23 protein-coding genes and 1 tRNA gene are annotated in these 19,556 nt (G+C 59.9%); 11 read left to right on the forward strand and 13 right to left on the reverse strand.

All coding sequences use genetic code 11. The annotated features are described in order from the left end of the window. Window positions 1-19: 19 nt before the first annotated feature. The gene (locus QD357_RS23700; RefSeq protein ID WP_181315989.1) at window positions 20-361 is read left to right on the forward strand and encodes a hypothetical protein; all 342 of its coding nucleotides are present in this window, start codon (window positions 20-22) and stop codon (window positions 359-361) included. Window positions 362-560: 199 nt separating this feature from the next. Here the strand turns inward: QD357_RS23700 and QD357_RS23705 are convergent, their stop codons facing one another. Both QD357_RS23705 and QD357_RS23710 read right to left on the reverse strand, forming a co-directional pair. Next, the gene (locus tag QD357_RS23705) at window positions 561-1,475 is read right to left on the reverse strand and encodes an EamA family transporter (RefSeq protein WP_107106678.1); all 915 of its coding nucleotides are present in this window, start codon (window positions 1,473-1,475) and stop codon (window positions 561-563) included. A 97-nt stretch (window positions 1,476-1,572) separates the two neighbouring features. Further along, on the reverse strand, window positions 1,573-2,598 hold the full coding sequence (locus QD357_RS23710) for a histone deacetylase family protein (protein WP_107106677.1): 1,026 nt from the start codon (window positions 2,596-2,598) through the stop codon (window positions 1,573-1,575). Window positions 2,599-2,750: 152 nt separating this feature from the next. On the opposite strand from QD357_RS23710, the gene QD357_RS23715 reads away from it, so the two are divergent. Then, entirely contained in the window at window positions 2,751-3,356 is a 606-nt protein-coding gene (locus tag QD357_RS23715; RefSeq protein WP_107106676.1) for an HAD-IA family hydrolase, read from the forward strand. 15 nt (window positions 3,357-3,371) lie between these two features. Here the strand turns inward: QD357_RS23715 and QD357_RS23720 are convergent, their stop codons facing one another. Continuing rightward, window positions 3,372-3,893, reverse strand: a complete 522-nt coding sequence (locus QD357_RS23720; protein WP_107106675.1) for a GNAT family N-acetyltransferase — start codon at window positions 3,891-3,893, stop codon at window positions 3,372-3,374. 14 nt (window positions 3,894-3,907) lie between these two features. After that, the gene (locus QD357_RS23725; RefSeq protein WP_107107020.1) at window positions 3,908-4,477 is read right to left on the reverse strand and encodes a helix-turn-helix domain-containing protein; all 570 of its coding nucleotides are present in this window, start codon (window positions 4,475-4,477) and stop codon (window positions 3,908-3,910) included. Window positions 4,478-4,641: 164 nt separating this feature from the next. On the opposite strand from QD357_RS23725, the gene lepA reads away from it, so the two are divergent. From lepA to QD357_RS23740, 3 genes are read left to right on the forward strand one after another with little or no spacing between them, the layout of a single operon-like run. Beyond that, window positions 4,642-6,474 (forward strand): translation elongation factor 4, encoded by a 1,833-nt coding sequence (gene lepA / locus QD357_RS23730; RefSeq protein WP_107106674.1) that lies wholly within the window; start codon window positions 4,642-4,644, stop codon window positions 6,472-6,474. A gap of 57 nt (window positions 6,475-6,531) precedes the next feature. Beyond that, the gene (locus QD357_RS23735; protein ID WP_107106673.1) at window positions 6,532-6,762 is read left to right on the forward strand and encodes a type II toxin-antitoxin system CcdA family antitoxin; all 231 of its coding nucleotides are present in this window, start codon (window positions 6,532-6,534) and stop codon (window positions 6,760-6,762) included. Further along, window positions 6,762-7,061 (forward strand): CcdB family protein, encoded by a 300-nt coding sequence (locus tag QD357_RS23740; RefSeq protein ID WP_107106672.1) that lies wholly within the window; start codon window positions 6,762-6,764, stop codon window positions 7,059-7,061. Before QD357_RS23735 ends, QD357_RS23740 begins: the two co-directional genes overlap by 1 nt. Before the next feature lie 4 nt (window positions 7,062-7,065). Here the strand turns inward: QD357_RS23740 and QD357_RS23745 are convergent, their stop codons facing one another. After that, a complete protein-coding gene (locus QD357_RS23745; protein WP_107106671.1) occupies window positions 7,066-7,521 on the reverse strand; it encodes a GFA family protein in 456 nt (151 codons plus the stop codon). Window positions 7,522-7,664: 143 nt separating this feature from the next. Here QD357_RS23745 and QD357_RS23750 point away from each other — a divergent pair, with 143 nt between their 5' ends. Then, entirely contained in the window at window positions 7,665-8,489 is an 825-nt protein-coding gene (locus QD357_RS23750; protein WP_181315988.1) for a DUF2066 domain-containing protein, read from the forward strand. Between the two features lie 86 nt (window positions 8,490-8,575). Here the strand turns inward: QD357_RS23750 and QD357_RS23755 are convergent, their stop codons facing one another. Beyond that, a complete protein-coding gene (locus QD357_RS23755) occupies window positions 8,576-9,304 on the reverse strand; it encodes a type 1 glutamine amidotransferase (RefSeq protein ID WP_107106669.1) in 729 nt (242 codons plus the stop codon). A gap of 123 nt (window positions 9,305-9,427) precedes the next feature. Between QD357_RS23755 and QD357_RS23760 the strand changes: the two genes are divergently transcribed. Then, a complete protein-coding gene (locus QD357_RS23760; RefSeq protein ID WP_028750867.1) occupies window positions 9,428-9,721 on the forward strand; it encodes a SelT/SelW/SelH family protein in 294 nt (97 codons plus the stop codon). A gap of 94 nt (window positions 9,722-9,815) precedes the next feature. Here the strand turns inward: QD357_RS23760 and QD357_RS23765 are convergent, their stop codons facing one another. Together QD357_RS23765 and QD357_RS23770 are read right to left on the reverse strand one after the other, a co-directional pair. Further along, a complete protein-coding gene (locus QD357_RS23765) occupies window positions 9,816-9,953 on the reverse strand; it encodes a hypothetical protein (protein ID WP_183938659.1) in 138 nt (45 codons plus the stop codon). Window positions 9,954-10,110: 157 nt separating this feature from the next. Then, a complete protein-coding gene (locus tag QD357_RS23770) occupies window positions 10,111-10,536 on the reverse strand; it encodes a BA14K family protein (RefSeq protein ID WP_107107019.1) in 426 nt (141 codons plus the stop codon). A gap of 188 nt (window positions 10,537-10,724) precedes the next feature. On the opposite strand from QD357_RS23770, the gene QD357_RS23775 reads away from it, so the two are divergent. The 3 genes from QD357_RS23775 to QD357_RS23785 all read left to right on the forward strand — a co-directional run bounded on the left by QD357_RS23775 (window position 10,725) and on the right by QD357_RS23785 (window position 14,279). Further along, complete coding sequence (locus tag QD357_RS23775) at window positions 10,725-12,146, forward strand: phosphomannomutase (RefSeq protein WP_181315997.1); 1,422 nt, start codon at window positions 10,725-10,727, stop codon at window positions 12,144-12,146. A 92-nt stretch (window positions 12,147-12,238) separates the two neighbouring features. Beyond that, a tRNA-Leu gene (locus tag QD357_RS23780) sits at window positions 12,239-12,325 on the forward strand. Between the two features lie 319 nt (window positions 12,326-12,644). Then, window positions 12,645-14,279 (forward strand): hypothetical protein, encoded by a 1,635-nt coding sequence (locus QD357_RS23785; RefSeq protein ID WP_183940079.1) that lies wholly within the window; start codon window positions 12,645-12,647, stop codon window positions 14,277-14,279. Between the two features lie 63 nt (window positions 14,280-14,342). Here the strand turns inward: QD357_RS23785 and QD357_RS23790 are convergent, their stop codons facing one another. From QD357_RS23790 to QD357_RS23810, 5 genes are all read right to left on the reverse strand, one after another. Beyond that, window positions 14,343-14,654: a hypothetical protein gene (locus QD357_RS23790; protein ID WP_183940081.1), complete on the reverse strand. Its 312-nt coding sequence runs from the start codon at window positions 14,652-14,654 to the stop codon at window positions 14,343-14,345. Between the two features lie 146 nt (window positions 14,655-14,800). Next, on the reverse strand, window positions 14,801-16,720 hold the full coding sequence (locus tag QD357_RS23795; RefSeq protein ID WP_183940083.1) for a beta-N-acetylhexosaminidase: 1,920 nt from the start codon (window positions 16,718-16,720) through the stop codon (window positions 14,801-14,803). A gap of 27 nt (window positions 16,721-16,747) precedes the next feature. Next, window positions 16,748-17,524, reverse strand: coding sequence for an SDR family oxidoreductase (locus tag QD357_RS23800; RefSeq protein ID WP_183940084.1), 777 nt, complete (start codon window positions 17,522-17,524; stop codon window positions 16,748-16,750). Between the two features lie 21 nt (window positions 17,525-17,545). After that, window positions 17,546-18,409: a MurR/RpiR family transcriptional regulator gene (locus QD357_RS23805; RefSeq protein WP_183940086.1), complete on the reverse strand. Its 864-nt coding sequence runs from the start codon at window positions 18,407-18,409 to the stop codon at window positions 17,546-17,548. 148 nt (window positions 18,410-18,557) lie between these two features. Continuing rightward, window positions 18,558-18,947 (reverse strand): RidA family protein, encoded by a 390-nt coding sequence (locus QD357_RS23810; protein WP_183940088.1) that lies wholly within the window; start codon window positions 18,945-18,947, stop codon window positions 18,558-18,560. A 112-nt stretch (window positions 18,948-19,059) separates the two neighbouring features. Between QD357_RS23810 and QD357_RS23815 the strand changes: the two genes are divergently transcribed. Then, entirely contained in the window at window positions 19,060-19,545 is a 486-nt protein-coding gene (locus QD357_RS23815; RefSeq protein WP_183940090.1) for a hypothetical protein, read from the forward strand. Window positions 19,546-19,556 lie beyond the last annotated feature (11 nt).

Consider the following 19,556-nt stretch of genomic DNA (forward strand, 5'->3'; position numbering starts at 1 on the left):
CACGAGAGTGTGGAATTCGATGGCAGACGCCACCAACCATCGTGGTGGCGTCCGCGCCAGCTCTGCGCCAAAACCGGGCAAGCTCACCTTCTTGGCACTATCGCCGTCTATTGATGCGGTGCATATCCACAACGCGGCCATCGCGTTGCCGTACGCTAACCTCGAACCGGTTACCGCCCCTCCAGGCACGATAAACGAAGATACGACCACGGCAGTCGATCCGCCTGATGTCCCTAAAACCGCGGTTGCGGAGCAGCCTCTCGCCTTGGCTGCAGCTAATCCCTCTGCCTCTATTGAGATTGGTGCCGACGCTGATGGAGACGTGCGTCTGTGCGCTTGCGACGGTCGGCACGGCTATTGATGTGACGGACAGGCCGACAGCCAGCGCTAATGACAGGAACAACGATGATCTAGGCAAGGTATCCTCCCTTGATAACGAGTTCAAAACCCCACGACGCTTTCCCCGGAGAATTATACAACCGTGGGAGTAGGAGCGATAGAGGGTCGCGCAAGTATAAGCCTCAAGGAGCGAAGCCAAGAGATCGCGATGCGCCTTGCGCTCACCTTTTGGTGGCGAAAATCGTTGCCCCGATGCTGGCGGTGACGACGAGCGCCGTGCCGAACATTTGCGATGCTGTCATCGGTTGCAACAGGATAACGAAGCCGGCAACGGCAGCGATGGCGGGCTCGAGACTCATGAGGATGCCGAAGGATGAGGTCGGCATGCGCCGCAGCGCGACCATTTCCAGCACATAGGGGAGAAGCGGAACGAGCAGCGCCAGACCGGCTATTTCAAAGAGGCCAGAGGCCGTCAGATGAGGGGCGGCGGAAGCAAAGCCGAAGGGTGTCGAAACGACCGCCGCCACCAGCAGCGACATGGAAAGCCCTTCGAGGCCCTTGAAGGCTTTGCCGACCTTCTTCGTCAACAGGATGTAGCAGGCCCAGCCCACCCCCGCACCACAGGCAAAGAGGATGCCCGGCAGATTGCCGATCCATTCTTCGCCGTCATAGGCCAATAGCAGAACGCCGATGCCGGCGAAGACAGGCCAAAGAAGCTGACGGCTCAGCCCGAAGCCGAGGGTCGCGACGAGCAGAGGCCCGAGAAAATCTATGGCGACGGCAAGACCCAACGGAATGCGCGCAATCGCCGAAAAGAAGGAAGCCGTCATCAACGCCGATACGGTGCCAAGTGCCAGCACGCTGATCCATTGCGAGCGGCTGTAGCTCATGATCTTCGGCCGGACGATGATCGCCAATGCGGCTGACGCGAAGACGAGCCGCAGCCACGTCGCGCCGACCGGTCCGTAGGCGTTGATGATCGGAGACGACAAGGCCGAGCCGAACTGGATGCTGCACATGGACATCACGCACATGAGCACTCCGGCAGCAATGCCGCCGGAGGATGGCGCAACATCCGGATGCGGCATCAGCGCCGCGCCGCCATCCGTACCACTTTCGATAAGCGTCTGATCCATGACCTCTCCCATCACGCGGACTTTTTAGAGGTCTCGCCGTATGCTGGCAAATTCAAACTTTTCATCCTGCGATCAGGCGCTTTGATGCAAGACCTTTTCAGGCTTCCAGGCCCTTCAGCACATTGGCGACGTTCAGGCCGATTTCCGGCACGCCGTAGCCACCTTCCATGCAGGTCAAAACCGGCAGGCCGGCACTGGCAACGAGCTTGCCCATGCGAATGAAATCCTCCGAAGTCAGCTTGAAGAAGGAAATTGGATCGCGCTCGAACGTATCGACGCCAAGCGAAAGCACGATCGCCTCTGCACCGAAATCCTTGATGCCGCTGAGAGCATCGGCAAGCGCTGCCGACCATTGTTCCCAGGTCGTGCCGCGCGGCATGGGGTAATTGCGGTTCGTCCCCAGCCCTTCGCCTTCGCCCTCCTCGTCGGCATGACCGAGAAAATAGGGGAAGGCATGGATGGGGTCGCCGTGCAGCGACGCGGTGAAGACATCGCCGCGCCGATAGAAGATATCCTGCGTGCCGTTGCCATGATGGAAATCGACGTCGAGCACGGCCACTTTCTTCGCGCCGTGGTCGCGCAGCCGCTGCGCGGCGACGGCGGCATTGTTGATGAAGCAATAGCCGCCGAAGAGATCGAAGCCAGCGTGATGGCCAGGCGGGCGGCAGAGCGCGAAGGCAAGGCGATTGCCGGCATGGAGCCAATCGGCGCCCGTCAATGCGCAGCGCATCGATGCCACGGCCGCCTCATAGGAACCCTTGGTGATCGAGGTATCGGCGGCGTTGGCATAATGGCCGATCATGCCGACGATGTTTTCCGGCACGCGCTGGCTGGTGCGCCGCACCGGAAAGGAATTGGCGATCGCCTCACCCTTGTAACCGGCCGCGACCCAGCGCTCCCATACTGTTCCCAGGAAATCGAGATAGGCCGGACCATGTACCTTGCGCGCAGTTTCCAGCCCATGCGTCTCGGGTGGAACGACATCGGTGAAACCCGCCTCCTTCACCGCCGCCAGAATCCATTCGGCGCGAAACGGCGCTTCGAAAGGCGTCACGAGCTGGCCATCATGCAGCTCGGTTTTGGCGTCCCTCAGCTTGTGGTCTTCCGAATAGATGACGCGCATGGCAGCCTCCTGTCGCCGGCTAAGTTTCTTCTTTGGTGCATAGGCTTACACGGGTTGAAGGACGGAAAAAAGAACCGCCCGCACTCTTGATCGTCCGGAAAAACAACGCCACCTTCCGCAGGCCTTTCAGTCAACTGGGAGATTCGCGCCGCATGAAAGTTCTGATGGTGGATGTCGATGGCGTGCTGGTGCATGGCCGACCCGACGATGGCCTGCATTACTGCACCTATCTGGAACGCGATCTCGGGCTGCGGCTCGATGTGCTTCAGGAAGAATTCTTCAAAACCCATTGGAGCGATGTCGTTACCGGCCGCGATGATCTCGAACCGCGGCTTGCCAGCGTTCTGGAGAAAATCGCACCCGGGCTCAGCGCCGCAACGCTGATCGACTATTGGTTCGCGAACGATTCCGGCCTGAACCGGACCCTGCTCGCCGATCTCGCCGCGCTCAGGGCAAAGGGCATTCCGATGTATCTGGCGACCAACCAGGAGCATCGCCGCGCCGCCTATCTGATGGAAACGCTCGAACTTTCCTCCTATTTCGACGGCATCTTCTATTCCGCCATGCTGGGATACCAGAAGCCCGCGCCCGAATTCTTTCGCCTGGCGACCGAGCGCGTCGGCATTGCGCCGGACGAGATCGCCTTCATCGACGACTACCCCGCCAACATAGAAGCCGCGCGGCAATTCGGCTGGAAGGCAATGCATTGGGCGCCAGGATCGAGGCTGGAAGACGCCCTTGCGGTATTTTCACAGTGACAATGCCGATCGCGCTCAAGCCGCGATGCGCTTGTAGAAGATAGTCGTGTCGCAGAGCCCGCCCTCGGGCCACATTGCATAATCGGGGATGACGCCGACACGCTGCCAGCCGAGGCGCGGATAGATAGCTTCGGCATCGCTGCCGGTTGCCGTGTCGAGCACCAGCAAGGTCTTCCCAAACCTTACCGCCTCGCGCTCGGCCGCTTCCATCAACAGCCGGGCAAGGCCCTTGCCGCGGGCGCGGCGATGCACCAGCAATTTCTTCAGGTCGCCGCGATGTGGCTGGTTCGGCATCTGCGCGGCGCCGACCTGGACGGTGCCGACGATCTTGCCCTCGATGACCGCAACGAGCAGAAGCGTCGCACCCGCCTCGACGCTGTCGGCCACATCACGCCAATAGGGTGAAGCATCATCGGGTCTATAGGGCTGCATGAAACCGACGGAAGCGCCGCCATTGACGCAATCGGCAAGCACCTCGCAGAGATCGGCGGAGACGGCGCGGGCTTCGGAGGCGGAAAGAAGATGAATATCGGGCATGAAAATATCCTCGATTATGACCGGGGCCGATCGAGGACGACGCAGTAACGCGCCGGCTTGTCGCCCGGATTATAAAAAACGTGGCCGTCGCCGATGCCCATGAACAGGCAGTCGCCGGGCATGAGGCGATGCACGGTCTCGCCGACCGTCATTTCCATTTCGCCTTCGAACAGCCAGACATGCTGGCTCATCCCGCGGCTCGCGGCATTGGGTGGAAAGCTGACGCGGGCGCCGGCGGGAAAGCTGACCTCGACGAGATCCACGGGCGATTGCGTGCCAGCCGGGGAGACAGCCCGGCGGACATAGCCGGTTTCCGGATCACGCCAGACCGGCTGATCGTTGCGGCGGGCGAGCGGCGACACGTCCTTTTCCTCCTCGGCGAAGAAGGCGGAAAGCGACAGGCCGAGTGCCGCGCAGAGCCGAGCGAGCAAGGAAGCCGTCGGGCTCGCCTCTGCCCGCTCGATGCGCGAGATCATTGCACGGCTGACGGCCGAAGCGGTCGCCAGCTCATCCAGGGTCAGGCCGCGGGCAATCCGCAACTCTTTGATGCGTGCGCCAATGGCGCTTTCGAGATCATGTTCCATCATCTTCACCAAAATTCTATCATAGAAGAAATACACGATCAAATGATGGAATCAAGCCGGGTAAGGCCCCCGATCGCGGCAGCACCCCCAAATGCTCTTGGGCATGCGGATATCCCTAACAAAACCCTGCTTTTCCGCTTTGCGGCGCGGGGCGGCGCTGCTATATGGCGCGCATGAGCACCAATTCCACCACTCCGCTTTCGCATATCCGCAACTTCTCGATCGTGGCCCATATCGACCACGGCAAATCGACGCTGGCCGACCGCCTGATTCAGACGACGGGCGGCCTTGCCGAACGCGAGATGTCGGAGCAGGTGCTGGACAATATGGAGATCGAGCGCGAGCGCGGCATCACCATCAAGGCCCAGACCGTGCGCCTGCACTACAAGGCGAACAACGGCGAAACCTACATCCTCAATCTGATCGACACGCCCGGACACGTCGACTTCGCCTATGAAGTCTCGCGCTCGCTGTCGGCCTGCGAAGGCTCGCTGCTGGTGGTCGATGCGTCGCAGGGTGTCGAGGCGCAGACGCTTGCCAACGTCTATCAGGCGATCGACAACAACCACGAACTCGTCACCGTCCTCAACAAGATCGACCTGCCGGCGGCCGAACCTGACCGCATCAAGGAACAGATCGAGGAAGTGATCGGCATCGACGCCTCCGACGCCGTGCTGATCTCGGCCAAGACCGGCCTCGGCATTCCCGACGTTCTCGAAGCCATCGTGCACAAGCTGCCGGCGCCGAAGAGCGCGGGCGGCGAAAAGGCGCCACTGAAGGCGCTGCTGGTCGATAGCTGGTACGACACCTATCTCGGCGTCATGGTTCTCGTGCGCATCATCGACGGCACGCTGACCAAGGGCCAGACCATCCGCATGATGGGCACGGACGCGAAGTATCAGATCGAGCGTGTCGGCGTTCTCACGCCGAAGATGGTGGCCGTCGACAGCCTCGGCCCCGGCGAGATCGGCTTTATCACCGCCTCGATCAAGGAAGTGGCCGACACCCGTGTCGGCGACACCATTACCGAGGACAAGCGCCCGACCGCCGAGCCGCTGCCGGGCTTCAAGCCGGCGCAGCCTGTCGTGTTCTGCGGCCTCTTCCCGGTCGATGCCGCCGAATTCGAAGACCTGCGCTCGGCCATGGGCAAGCTGCGCCTCAACGACGCCAGCTTCTCCTTTGAAATGGAATCCTCGGCCGCTCTCGGCTTCGGCTTCCGCTGCGGCTTCCTCGGCCTGCTGCATTTGGAAATCATCCAGGAACGCCTGGAACGCGAATTCAATCTCGACCTGATCGCGACGGCGCCTTCCGTCGTCTATCAGCTCACCATGACCGACGGCACCGAGATCGAGCTGCACAATCCGGCCGACATGCCCGACGTCGTCAAGATTTCCGAATTCCGCGAACCGTGGATCAAGGCGACGATCCTGACGCCGGACGATTATCTCGGTTCGATCCTGAAGCTCTGCCAGGACCGCCGCGGTATTCAGACCGAGCTGACTTATGTCGGCAACCGCGCCATGATCACCTACGACCTGCCGCTCAACGAAGTCGTCTTCGACTTCTACGATCGCCTGAAGTCGATCTCCAAGGGCTATGCCTCCTTCGACTACAGCCTGACCGACTACCGCGAGAGCGATCTCGTCAAGATGTCGATCCTCGTCAATGCCGAGCCGGTGGACGCGCTCTCGATGCTCGTGCACCGCTCCGCCGCCGAAAAGCGCGGCCGCGTCATGTGCGAGAAGCTGAAGGACCTGATCCCGCAGCACATGTTCCAGATCCCGATCCAGGCCGCCATCGGCGGGCGCATCATCGCCCGCGAGACAGTGAAGGCACTGCGCAAGGACGTGACCGCCAAGTGCTACGGCGGCGACGCCACCCGCAAGCGCAAGCTGCTCGACAAGCAGAAGGAAGGCAAGAAGCGCATGCGGCAGTTCGGCAAGGTCGAAATCCCGCAGGAAGCGTTTATCGCTGCGCTGAAGATGGGCGACGAGTGAGGGCTTCTCAATAAAGAATTATGCGCATATAGTTTGCGCATAATTTGAGGAACGCCCATGGCTCAAACGACGCGCAAAGCCGCAAACTTGTCTCTGGACGAGAGCCTTATCGCAGATGCCCGCGAATTGAAAATCAATATCTCGCGTGCGGCCGAAGATGGCATAGCGCGCGCCATCAAGGCTGAGCGCGAGCGCCTATGGCTTCTGGAAAATGCTAAGGCAATCGAACAAGCCAATGCCTATGTTGAAAAACATGGTCTGCCGTTTGGAAAGTATCGGCAGTTCTGATGGCAAGGTTCCATGTCTATGGCCTCAAGCAAAGTCGAGCTCTCGCGCTGGATCTTCAGTCTGACTTGTTGGAGAGGCTGAGCACACGGATGATGGCGCCTCTGCTTCGCGCAGAAGATGTGTCGACACCAATGGCAAGGCTCAATCCGCAATTCACTATCGCTGGCAAGCCTTACATCATGGCGACCCAACTGATGGCGGCAATACCGCGCACCGAGATCGGGGAGTTGATCACCGATCTGAGTTCGCACGGCGATCAGATTACCGCCGCGACCGACTTTCTTTTCCAGGGCTTCTGATCTCTCAGTTTCCCGCGCCATACTCCTTGATCAGCCCCTCATACTCATTCATCTCGGGCAGCGCGGCATAGCTGTGAACCGCAGGGGTCGTCACCCAGGGCAATTTTTCTCTTGTCCAGGTCTCGACGAAAGGCGTGAACCAGCGGGGATCGTCGAGCATGGTCGGGCGCAGGTTCACGAACCAGTCGAATCCTTCCAGGCGGGTGAACATCCAGCTCATGCAATAGGGGCAGAAATAATGCTTGAGGTTTTCGTCGTGCATCCCGCCGATAACAGGTTCGCCATGCGTGACTTCGAAACCTTCGCTCGGGATCGCGACGCTCAGCGAATAGGCGCTGGATGACATGTGCTGGCAGCCAGTGCAGTGACAGGCCATGGTCAATAGTGGCTTGGCGCTGACCTTGATTCGTATCTGCCCGCAACGGCATCCGCCTTCCCAGGGTAATTCTGGCTGGGTCATGATCTCGCCTCCTCCGGTTTCTATGAAATCTAGTGGCCTTGACGCCGTTGTCAAAGCCATCGTCAACGTCGCTCGGCCGTCATAATCTGACATTGCCTGCCGCTTGTTTTCACGACACCATGGCAGCGTTCGGAGATGTCCCGATGTTGAAACCACGATCGATTGCCATCGCCTTCGCTCTCGCAGTCATCAACGAGGCAGCCGTCGCTCACGCCGATGATCACAGCCGGCTTTACCAAGCGCAGGCAATCGTTACCGGCACTGGCGCCGTCAATCGCGAACTCGGCTTCAAGGATTGCCTGGGGCGGGTACTTATCAGGGTCAGCGGCGATCAGCGTGTGACGACGGAGAATGCCTTTCAAGCGATGCTGCCGCACGCCGGCTCCTTCGTCGCGACCTACAGCTATCGCGATCGCCTGGAAGGTACGCCGATCCATGACGAGCAAGGCACCCACGACCGGCCGCAGGACCTCACTTGCATCTACATGCCCGATACCATCGATCAATTGCTGTCTACGCTCGGGCACAAGCCATGGCTGTCACCGCGCCCGAAACTCGCGATTTTCCTGGTCGTACGCGATGCGCGACGCACTTTCGTGCTGACCCGCGACGGTGACGAAAGCCCTTATATGATCGACGCTTTCGAAGCGGCCGCCAGACCGCTTGCCATGGCAATCATTGTGCCCAACAAGGCAATGCTGGTCAGCCGGGGTATCGCCACAACCGGTTTGGCGGGGACGGCACAGCAAGAACTCGATGCCTTGGCCAAAACCATCGGCGGCGATGTCGCCCTGGCGGGTTCGCTCGTCTGGAGCGACAAGGATCTCGGCTGGGTCGCCGATTGGTCGATGATGGAAAATGGAAAAATCCATCACTGGCGAATCCGCGGCGTCAGCTTCGATGACGCATTCCGCAACGCCGTAGGCGGGGCGGCACAGATCGCTTCCGGCAATGGAGAGCCGCAATAGATGCGCTAGCCGATTGAACCGCTCTATCTCTTTGTTTTCACGCAATTCCGGACGGAAAACCGCTACGCACTTTTCCTGGAATTGCTCTAAGACGCCGCCTGCAGCTTCGCCTCAGCACCAATCGTCCTCACCCAGGCCCGGGCGATCGCCAGCCCGGCGATCTCAGCCGCCGGCGCATGCTGTGCGGCAATCTCGGCATAGCGCTCCAGCCAGCCGGGCTCATTGCGCTCGATCGATGTCTTGAACTCCGTCCGCCAGCCTTCGACGACGGCGGTATTGGCCTCGAAATGGAACTGCGTGCCGTAGGTTGCGCGGCCGATGCGGAAGGCCTGGTTCCCGGTCACCGCATTGGTGGCGAGGCGCACGGCGCCGGCCGGCAGCGAAAACGTGTCCGAATGCCATTGGAAGATGGTGAAATCGTCGCCGAGTTCGGATAGAAGCGGATCGGCCTTGCCTTCTTCGGTGACGCCGACCGTTTTCCAGCCGAATTCCTGGGCTGCGCCGATGAGGTTTTCGGCCTCATAGGCGCGCGCCAGAAGCTGACTGCCAAGGCAGATGCCGAGCACGGCCTTGTCGGCCTCTTCGAACCGGCGCATGAGCCTTGCCAGCTCCGGCAGATAGGGGTGAGTCTCGTCGTCGCGGGCATTCTGCTCGCCGCCGAGCACGACCAGCGCATCAAACACCGTTAGATCCTCCGGAAGCCCCTCGCCGTCCCATGCGCGGAACCATTCGATCTCCGCTCCCGCCTCCTCCAGCGCGATGCCGAGGGCGCCGAGCGGCGTTTTTTTCATGTTTTCGACGATTGCGACCTGCATTCTCATGAACCCCGAAAATAATTCGGGCAAAGATGAGCATGGGCGGAACGACGACGCAAGAGCCCGGCTTGCGGCCGAATAAAGTTGAGCCTAAATGTCAGCAAACAACAAGGAATCCCAGCGATGACCGACAAGCCGCGCATCACCATTCTCTATTGTACGCAATGCAACTGGCTGCTGCGCGCCGGCTGGATGGCGCAGGAGCTGCTGCAAACCTTCAGCGACAGCGTGGGCGAAGTGGCGCTGATCCCCGGCACCGGCGGCAATTTCGAAATCCGTATCGACGGCGAGCTGCTGTGGGAGCGCAAGCGCGACGGCGGCTTCCCCGGTCCAAAGGAGCTGAAGCAGCGGGTGCGCGATATCATCGATCCCGACCGCGATCTCGGCCATACGGACCGTGGGTCGCTGGAAAGCTGACCACAGCGCTCTCCGGCGCACCTCCCTGGCGCGCCGGCCGACATTGCACCGGCTGACATGTGAGAAGGCGGCCCGCCGGCGCGCCTTCGCTCCGTCACTTATCTTTCCTGCCAAGGCTGACCGTGCTGGTAGCCTGCCTGACCAGAGAGCCCGGCTGCTGCTTTACAGCGACGATCTTGCCCTTCTTGGGTTTTCGCGCTTCGCGACTACTTCTCAATTGACCCTTTGCCATTTTGGGCTCCTTGCTTCGCGCGCGACCTTGTGGAAGCGGCGACATCATAGGGACCGCCCAAGTCGCGAGAAAAGCAAGCGATTTATTTTCGCTTACTCATATAGACAAGGCGAATAGATGTGCTCCGCGGCAAAAACGGCGCCAGAGGCCCTCCCATTCAATTGTAGGGAGAGCGGCAGGTCTGGAACCCATGGTGAAGGGTGGTGTAGAGATTGGTGCCGGGATTGTAGGTCCGATAGCGTTCGGCGCACCATATCTGATGCCGGGTGCGATTGTTGACCGGCGCCTCATAGTCGGTTTTCGGCGGGACATAATTGTAGCGCGGCGGGTTATAGACCCGAGGATTGTCAAAGCGATTCCTATCGAGGCTGCGCGGCGTATAGGGAATGGGATAGCCCGGCGGGCGATACCATTGCTGCGAGCCAAAGCCGAAGCAGCCGCGACTGTCGCAAACCGTAGGCCCAACCCTCGGGGGTGGAAGGCCCATCTTCGGGCTGTTCGAGGCCGCATTGGCGAGATCTGGCGGCGACAGCAAAACGAGGCTGACAGCGCAGCCGAACGCGATTTTGCCGAAAACGGTCATGACGGACTCCTGTTTCAGGTCGTGGCGACCCAACACCTTTTCCCGCGGCTCGTTCTATATTTGGGCCTTCGCCTGAGGCAAAACCAGGGTCCCGATGGCAGATATCGGCCGCGACCGATCGGTTGATCCTTTTCCTCGCTTGTTCCATAAGAGGCGCAACCTTTCCGAGGAGATTGCACGTGAGCAGCTTGAAATTTGGAACCAGTGGCCTTCGCGGCTTGTCCGTTGATCTCATGGGACGCGCGTCTGCCCTCTATGCCACGGCCTATGCCCGCCATCTCTTGAAGAGCGGCCACGCGCAGCCCGGCGATCTCATCCTGGTCGGCCGCGATTTTCGCGAGTCCAGCCCGGCGATCTCAGCCACCTGCATCGGCGCGCTGAAGCGTGCCGGCCTCACGCCGGTCGATTGCGGCACGCTGCCGACCCCGGCGCTGGCGCTTTACGGGCTGGAGCTCAAGGCGGCCTCGCTGATGATCACCGGCTCGCATATTCCGGCCGACCGCAACGGCATCAAATTCTACCGCCCCGACGGCGAGATCGACAAGCAGGACGAGCTGGCAATCAGCGCGGAAGCCGCAGCGATCGGCGACGCCGACCTTGACGAGGCGCCCGGCGTCGGCGAAGACCGGACCGCGGCGACCGAAGCGCTGTTCTTCGAACGCAATATCGCCCTGCTGCCCGCCGACAGCCTCGCCGGTCTCACCATCGGCGTCTATCAGCACAGCACCGTGGCGCGCGATCTGCTTGGCCTGGTGCTCGCGCACTACGGCGCCCGCGTCGTGCCGCTCGGCCGCTCCGAAAGCTTCATTCCCGTCGATACCGAAGCGGTTTCCGCGGAAACCATCCGCCTGCTGAAGGGCTGGGCGCCGGAGCATGGGCTGGATGCGATTGTCTCCGCCGATGGTGATGGCGACCGGCCCCTTGTCTCCGATGAAACCGGCGAGCCGCTGCGCGGCGATCTGCTCGGCCTCATCGCCGCGAATTTCCTCGGCGCCGAAGTCGTGGTGACGCCGGTCACCTCCAATTCCGGTATCGAAGCCGCCGGCTCCTACGCCGTCACCCGCACCCGCGTCGGCTCGCCCTATGTCATCGCCGGCATGGATGAGGCGCTGGCGGCCGGCAAGGCCAATGTCATGGGCTTCGAGGCCAATGGCGGCACGCTGACGGCAAGCCGTTTCATCATCGAAGGCGAGCAGGTACGCGCCCTGCCGACGCGCGACAGCTTCCTGCCCATCCTCGCGACGCTTTACGCCGCCGCGCGCGCAAAACAGTCGCTGTCTGCTGTTGCCGCCAACTACCGCCTGCCCTTTGCCGCCGCCGACCGGCTGGAGAATTTCCCGGTCGAAACCAGCGCGGCGCTGATGGCTCACTTACGCGCCTCCGACGCCAATCTCGCCGCCTTCCTGGCGCCGGTCGCCGGCGTAGCATCAAAGAGCGACATCGACGGGCTGCGGGTGACGCTGACCGATGGCCGAATCATCCATTTCCGCCCCTCCGGCAATGCGCCGGAGATGCGCTGCTATGTCGAAGCGGCCGACGAAAACGAAGCAAAGGCCTTGCTGGAACAGGGACTTGGCCTCATCCGCGCCTGGGCGGCAGCCCGGGGTTAACCCGGGCATCAACCGCTTTTTTTCAGATTGCCACGAAAACTTCAAAAACCCTGTTGACACCGGAGAGCCACCCCCTTACATGCGTGTCCGTCGCCCAGATGGCGGAATTGGTAGACGCGCCAGCTTCAGGTGCTGGTACCCGAAAGGGTGTGGAGGTTCGAGTCCTCTTCTGGGCACCAAATTCCCGTATTTGTCGGTCTATGGCTGATCGATGATGCTCCAAAAAGCCCGGTTCTCCGGGCTTTTTTGTTGCTTATATTTCCCCGGCATATCTCATCCCCTGCTTGCATTCCCGCTTTTTGTTGATACTCCTATTGGTATCCTGGCACTGCCAACCCTGATTGCCAGGTGGTAGGAAGAGATGTCACCTACAAATGGACAAATCCGCTCCATAGAGCGATCGGACCCTGGTCGCTGCGGGGTTAGCGCTGCAAATGCAGGACTCCTTAAGTCGACAGTCAAAAATCTACGTCGGACGTCTGTTGCGGGTTTCGATAGATGACAAATCGAGGCGAACTAAGTGGTGCTGAACTCGATCGCATTGGGCACATAGGAGAAAATTTCTTTAGCGGGTTGTGCCTTCGAGCACGTTTGAACTGCAGCAAACTAGAACCGGACAAAACCGGCAAAGATTTCATCGTTGAGTTTGATCTTGCTGAGCCCAACAAAAAAATGTCGTTCGACAAGCGACCGCCACCGATTCAGGTCGTTGTTCAGGTCAAAACCATCCTCGCCAAAAATAAGACTGCGCGCGTTACACTTTCTGTTGCCGAGAGACTCGTCAAGGACAGCCATCCAGCGGTTATCTGCATCTTAAAGATCGACAAAGACGATCGCATTATCAGCATGCATCTGAACCATCTGTTCGACGATCAACTTGGTCGCGTACTAGAACGTTTAAGGCGGTGTTCAAAAAATGGCGACACGAAGCTCCATCTGAAAACGATTACCTTTGCGGCAACAACCGCAAACGCGATCCCTCTCGAAGCTGAAGCACTAAGCCTAGCACTGGAGCGTCTCGCAAACGCGGGAATGCTGGAATACGCCGATGCAAAGAAACGTCAGTGCTCAGAACTAGGATATGATGAATATGGTTTTACGGGACGATTTTCGCTTTCAGACGTTCCTGTCGATGAGGTTATAGACGGCTTCTTGGGGCTGCGTGATTTACCAATCCAACAACTCTTCACCACGGAGCGTCGCTTCAATATCGAGCTGCCTGAGGCCGAAGCCGCATCGGGCACAATACGGATCACTCCGAACGCGCAATTTTCAGCTACAATCGTCATAACTGCGGTATCTACCAAAGAAACCTTAGCTTTAGATAGCGACTTCTTGGTAGTGCCACCCGGCATAACGGGAGCGAGTGGCTATGCCGCTTCCTTCACCACAAAGTTAGGAATCTTCGTACTACGCCTCGGTAAATGGACTTTCACGCAGTCAGGCGGATTTGACCGAAACGCCGAGCATCTGTCAGGGGAATGGATTGAGTTTCTCTTATGCGCAAAGATTCTGTCTTTGGGGGCTATTTCAATCAGCGTTCATGCGAAGGGAAATCGCACTCCGTTTTCGATAGTAACAGACAATCATCCTCAGGCAGAATGGACATCTGTATTAGAGAATTATCTCGCGATCGTTAGAAAACTAGAAGTCATTAACTCGAAGGCCGGTGCACATTCTCGAAAATTTTCCCTGGAACAGGTTTGGGCCAGACGGCATGAAATAGATGCACTAGCCGCTGTTTGCACCACGGGAGGGACCATCGTCGATATTGCCACGGACGCAGGGACCTTTCCCCCTTTGGAGGCCGAGCAAGGGGTGTTTATGACGGCTGTGGATATAGGGTGTGGTTGGATTGGCGTGTTTCTGCCGATAGAAGTCACCACCGTTGGAGCCGTTAGCGGCGTCTTGTGGCAAGGAAGGCAACGAGGGGACGTACTACTTGAGCAAATTGTCGGTGACGACGTGAGCCATCAATTCGAACAATTCCGGGCGAAAATGAAGAAAATTAGCAATGTGACTACTGTCATATTTCAGGAGCCACACGCTTCTTCAAACGAAGGTTTCGCGCGAATTGAATATAGCGGCGGAGGCGACGAAATCGTCACAACGGCATCGCCCACGGCATTATGAATCAAAAGGTACTTTGTATTCGCTGGTAAATCCGACATCGCACAAAGCCGACTTGCACCGCACTCACTTGCGATTATGCCCCTTGCCCGTCGTCGACACACAACGCTGGACCTTGCAGCTCGGTTCGTCCGAGGTCGGAACCGTGGCACTCGAGAAAGTGCCGTGGTTTACGCAGGCAGCGGAGTTTGAGACGTATCGATCGTACATCATCAGATTGTTGACGCTGTGCGAGGGGTATCGCAGGACGATTTCGCCCTCCTGGGCAATCTTGTTGTGAAGAGCCGAACAGGTCATGTTGTGGGTGTCATAGCGGGACATTGCCATTGCGCTTGAGGCGGACAGCGTCAATGCCGCGAGCAAAATGATCTTTTTCATGGGGATTCCTCTTCTAGGTGACAGACGTCGCTATCGAAAGGAACCCCATTATTCTGCATCTACTCTATCAGTTTCGTGACATTGCCATGCGTTGCCGGCAATGCAGCCAATCACGGCTGCGGCAATCACGACCATGGACATCCTGCCTATAGAGCCGGACTGAGCCGCACGATCGCGGCGAACCGTTCCCAGTTCTTGCCCGCCTTCGGCGTCCATGCGGCCTCGGCGATGGCCGGCAGCCTGGGGAAGACCAGGCGGTTGAAATAGGCGCGGGTGAGGAAATTCTCGAGCCAGATGCAGGCCTGCACGCCCTTCATCCGATCCTTCAATTCCTCGGGGAATTCGCCTTCCGCCTCATAGGCGTAGGTATGAGCCGGGGGTACCGTGCCGGCCCAGCTTGCGCCCGGCTCCTGCCAGGCTTCCGCCTGCACCATGTCGAGGTAATAGGCCTGTCCGGGCGTCATCACCACATCATAGCCTTCGCGTGCAAGCTCGATGCCGACCTCCGGCTTCTCCCAGGCCATCAGCAGCGTTCCTTCCGTGCCGACGCCACCGCCATGGGCGACTTCGTTCCAGCCGGCAAGCTTGCGGCCGCGTGCCGTCAGCATCGTCTTCACCCGCTTCAGGAAATAGGATTGCAGCGCGAACGTGCCGGATATGCCTTGCCTCTCCATCAGCTTGCGGGCGAGCGGCGAGGCGAGCCAGGAGCCGTTGGCCACTTCGTCGCCGCCAATGTGGATGTAATCGGAGGGGAACAGCTCGACCATTTCGTCGAACACTTTCCCGAGGAATTCATAGGTCGGCTCGACGGCCGGGTTGAGGGCATTGTTGGGATAGCCCTGGACGGAATGATAGCTCTCCGGCGCCTCCTGCCCATCGGCCAGATCCGGCAGGGCGACAAGGGCGGCCGTGCTGTGGCCGGGAATATCGATTTCCGGCACGATCTCGACGCCGAGCGTCAGAGCATGGGCGACGATCTCCCTGACATCATCCTGCGAATAGAAGCCGTCGACCGGCTCGGCGCCATTGCCGAGCTGCGGCAGCAAGGGTTCGTCCGGACCGCGCAGCACGCCGGTCGAGGTGAGCTGCGGATAGGCCTTGATCTCCAGCCGCCAGGCCTCGTCATCGGTCAAATGCCAATGGAAGATGTTGAGCTTCAGCCAGGCGAGGATATCGATCAGCCGCTTCACATTCTCCTTGGGATGGAATTGCCGGGAGACATCGAGATGGCAGCCACGCCAGCCGTAACGTGGCTGATCGGAGATCGTGCCGGCGATCGGAAAGCGGAATTTGCCGGGTTCGCGCCGCGCGCCATCCAGAAGCTGCGCCAAGGTCGTCAGGCCATAGAGGCGGCCGGCATCGGCCGAATAGGCAAGCGTGATCTCGTCGGCCGAGAAATTGAGCTCATAGGCTTCCTTCGCGAGAGCCGGCCGCTCAACGAAGCGAAGAGCCCTGCCCTGTGGCGCGGTAATGAGGCTGAACGGCGCGTGATTGACCGGGAAGAGGCGCTGGAAGAGCGCCAGCGCCGTCGCAACGGCCTTCAGGCTGGCGCCATCGGTTCCCTTGGCGGGATAGAGCGTAACCGGAAAGGTCTCGCCCGGCTTGACATCGATCGCCGCCGGCCAGGGCTGGATGGCGAAGGGAAGATCGAGCTTGCCTTCCGGCAGCAGCACCGGCGGCGGCGCGCTGACGCGCCCTTCAAGCAGGAGGTCGGTAACGGATACTGGAACGTGAGTGCCGTCCGACAGCGTCAGATAGGCGGACTTGGCGCCATCGGTGCAATGTTTTGCCGTGCGGTTCAGGCCGCTAACGCTGAAGGTCCAGCTTTCGCCTGACGCAAGCGACAGGCCGGCAGGCGGAGCGAATTCATGGAAATTGGCGTTGCGGCGAAGGAAGACGGCATTGTCGCAAGCCTTGGGATCGATGACGCGCGTCAGCGATGTATAAACGAGACGGAAGCCGGCCAACGGTGCATCCGACAGATTGACCAGCGTAAATGTCAGGCGGCCATTTGGCCCGCCCTCGGGGGACCAGGTGTTTTCGAGATGATAGGAAGCCGGCTGCATATCTATTCTCTCCTTGACGACAAGCGTTCAATAATGATCGGACTGTGAAAATGTATGGGCGAGTTCGGCCTGTCCCGCCGTCAGGCCGCAATCGACCGGCAGGCAGACGCCGGTGATGGCAGCCGCCAGCTGGCCGGCGAGAAAGGCGACGGCATTGGCGACATCGGCAGGATCGACGACACGCTGCAGCGGATACCAGCGGCGGGCTTCTTCAAAGACATTGGGATTGGCGGCCGCACGGGCCTCCCAGGCCTGCGTGCGCACTGTGCCCGGCGCGACCGCATTGGCGCGGATGCCGAACTTGCCGTATTCCACCGCGACCAACCGGGTGAAATGCAGCAGCCCGGCCTTGGCGGCGCTATAGGCGGGGTGGCCGAAAACGGCCATGCCGTTGACCGAAGCAATGTTGATCAGCGATCCTTTCGACGCCTTCAGCATGTCCTCGACGGCGCGGAAACACAGGAAGGCGGCTTCAAGATTGAGGGCATTGTCGGCGCGCCAGATCTCCGGCGTCGTGTCGTGCAGGCTGACGGCGCGGGCCGCACCGGCATTGTTGACCAGGGTCCTGACCACGCCCAGTCCCGCCGCAAACTTTGCCATCTCAACGGTATCGGTCTCGCTGGTAACATCGATCTTCAGGGCGACGAAGCGTTCCGCCGGCCCCAGCTCTTCCGCAGCCTTTTGGGCGGCCGCAGCATCGATATCGACCAGCAGGACGATATCGTGATCATCCGCGAGACGCCGGGCAATGGCGCGACCGATATCGCCGGCAGCTCCGGTGACGATGGCGACGGATCGAGTCATGCTTCTGCCCCCTGATGAATCCTAATCCCCGAGAAGCTGGCGGTCGTCGCCGTCGCGATGGGTCACGAGCTGCTGCTTGATGCGGCGCAGCGTTACCGTCGCCTGTGGCTGGATGCGGTAGGCGACGAGGCTTGCAATGATATCCACGACTGCGAGGTAGGCGATGCGCGTCGATGTCGGGCGATAGATATTGTTGCCCTCGGGCAAATCCACCGGCACGGTGATGTCGGCGGCAAGTGCCACCGGACTGTGGCTCTGTGTCAGCGCAATGGTCGGCACCTTGGACTCGCGGGCGAGCATGAAGGCCCGCACCAGCTCGGCGTTGCGGCCCGACAGCGACGAGCCGATCAGCACATCCGCCGGCCTGGCGGCGGCGGCCATCATCAATTGCATGCTGTGATCGGAGCTGGCGGTGACGCGCAGGCCGAGGCGGAAAAGCCTGTTCTGCAGCTCGCTGGCAATCATCGAAGAATTGCCGCCGGAACCGAAGGCGTAGATCATCTCCGCGCCGGCAAGCTTGTTCGAAGCCTGCTCTATGGAAGGGATATCCAGCCCGCGATGCAACAGGAACAGCGCATTCTGCGCCTTGGTGATGATGTCCTGAGCGACATCCGCCGGCTCGATGCTTTTCGGCTCCGGCTTGATATAGCGCATGCCGACATACGCCGTGCGGGCGAGCTGCACCTTGAAATCGGAGAAGCTCTCGCAGCCGAGGCGACGGCAGAAGCGGGTCACGGTCGGCGGCGAAACATCCGCCTTGCCGGCAAGCTCGATGATGGAGGCGTTGACCGCGAATTCAAAGTCGTTGAGGACGATGTCGGCAATACGGTTTTCCGACTGCGACAGCCGCCCCCTTTCCTCCTGCATGGTCGTGAAAATATCCACGAACTTCCCCCTTAACCCCGAAGATCCCGCCGCGCCTTAGAGCAGTACAGCGCTTCGCGGAATCGCCGAACTGCTCTATCTCTTTGTTTTCACGCAATTCCGGACGGAAAGCGGCTCACGCACTTTTCCTGGAATTGCTCGAGAGCATCTAGGCTTCCTGCGTCTTATACGCGATGCAATCGATCTCCACCTTGCAATCCACCATCATCGACGACTGCACGCAGGCGCGTGCCGGCGGATGCGCGCCGAAGTAGTCCTGATAGATCTTGTTGAAACTCCAGAAATCACGGGTGTCGTCGAGCCAGACGCCGACGCGGACGACATGCTCGACGCCGTAGCCGGCCTCATGGAGAATATCGATGAGATTGCCGATCGCCTTGTGGGTCTGAGCGATAATACCGCCATCGATGATCTCACCATCCTCCATGGCGACCTGGCCGGAGACATGGAGCCAGCCATTGGCTTCTACGGCGCGCGCAAAAGGCAGCGGCTTGCCGCCCGCACCCGTCTGGCCAGTCCCATAACGCTTGATGGACATTTCCGAATCCTGCAAATTATTTTCTTAATGCGTTGACAAATGACCATATAAAGCAGAATTTGGCCAGTGAAAATCGTAATTTATGAAAAGAATTTCAATTTCGGCGGACACAATGCGCGATCCTTTTAAAAATCCCTTCCCTGCCGACGACGCTGCCCGGCGCGCAATCTGGGAGATGCTGGTGCCGCGCGACATCGACGCCTTTCTCGCCGCCGACTGGTCGCTGGTCGCGGACGATTTCGTCGAAAACGGCTTTATCGGAATCGACGGCCGCCGCGAGGTCAGCCCCGATAAATGGCGGCTCGCCTTTCCGACACTTGCAGCCTACCGCGACGAATGGTTGCGGCAAGCGCGCGAATTCGCCGGCCAATCCTTTGCGGAGGACCCGCGCATCGCAATCTTTACGACGACCACGCTGGAAGACATCGAGATCGAAGGCGAGGCGGCGCTGGTGCGCAAGAAATTCAATGGCAGCCTGAAGAAGAAAGACGGCGGCGTCGATGTGCTGAAATGGCAGACGCTTTATTATTGCCGTCTGCATGAAGGCCGCTGGAAGATTTCCGGCTTTACCGGTTACCTGCCGAACCCAATGGAATAGAGGCAACGGCG

This window comes from Rhizobium sp. BR 317, assembly GCF_047445835.1.
Taxonomy (GTDB): Bacteria; Pseudomonadota; Alphaproteobacteria; order Rhizobiales; family Rhizobiaceae; genus Rhizobium; species Rhizobium paranaense.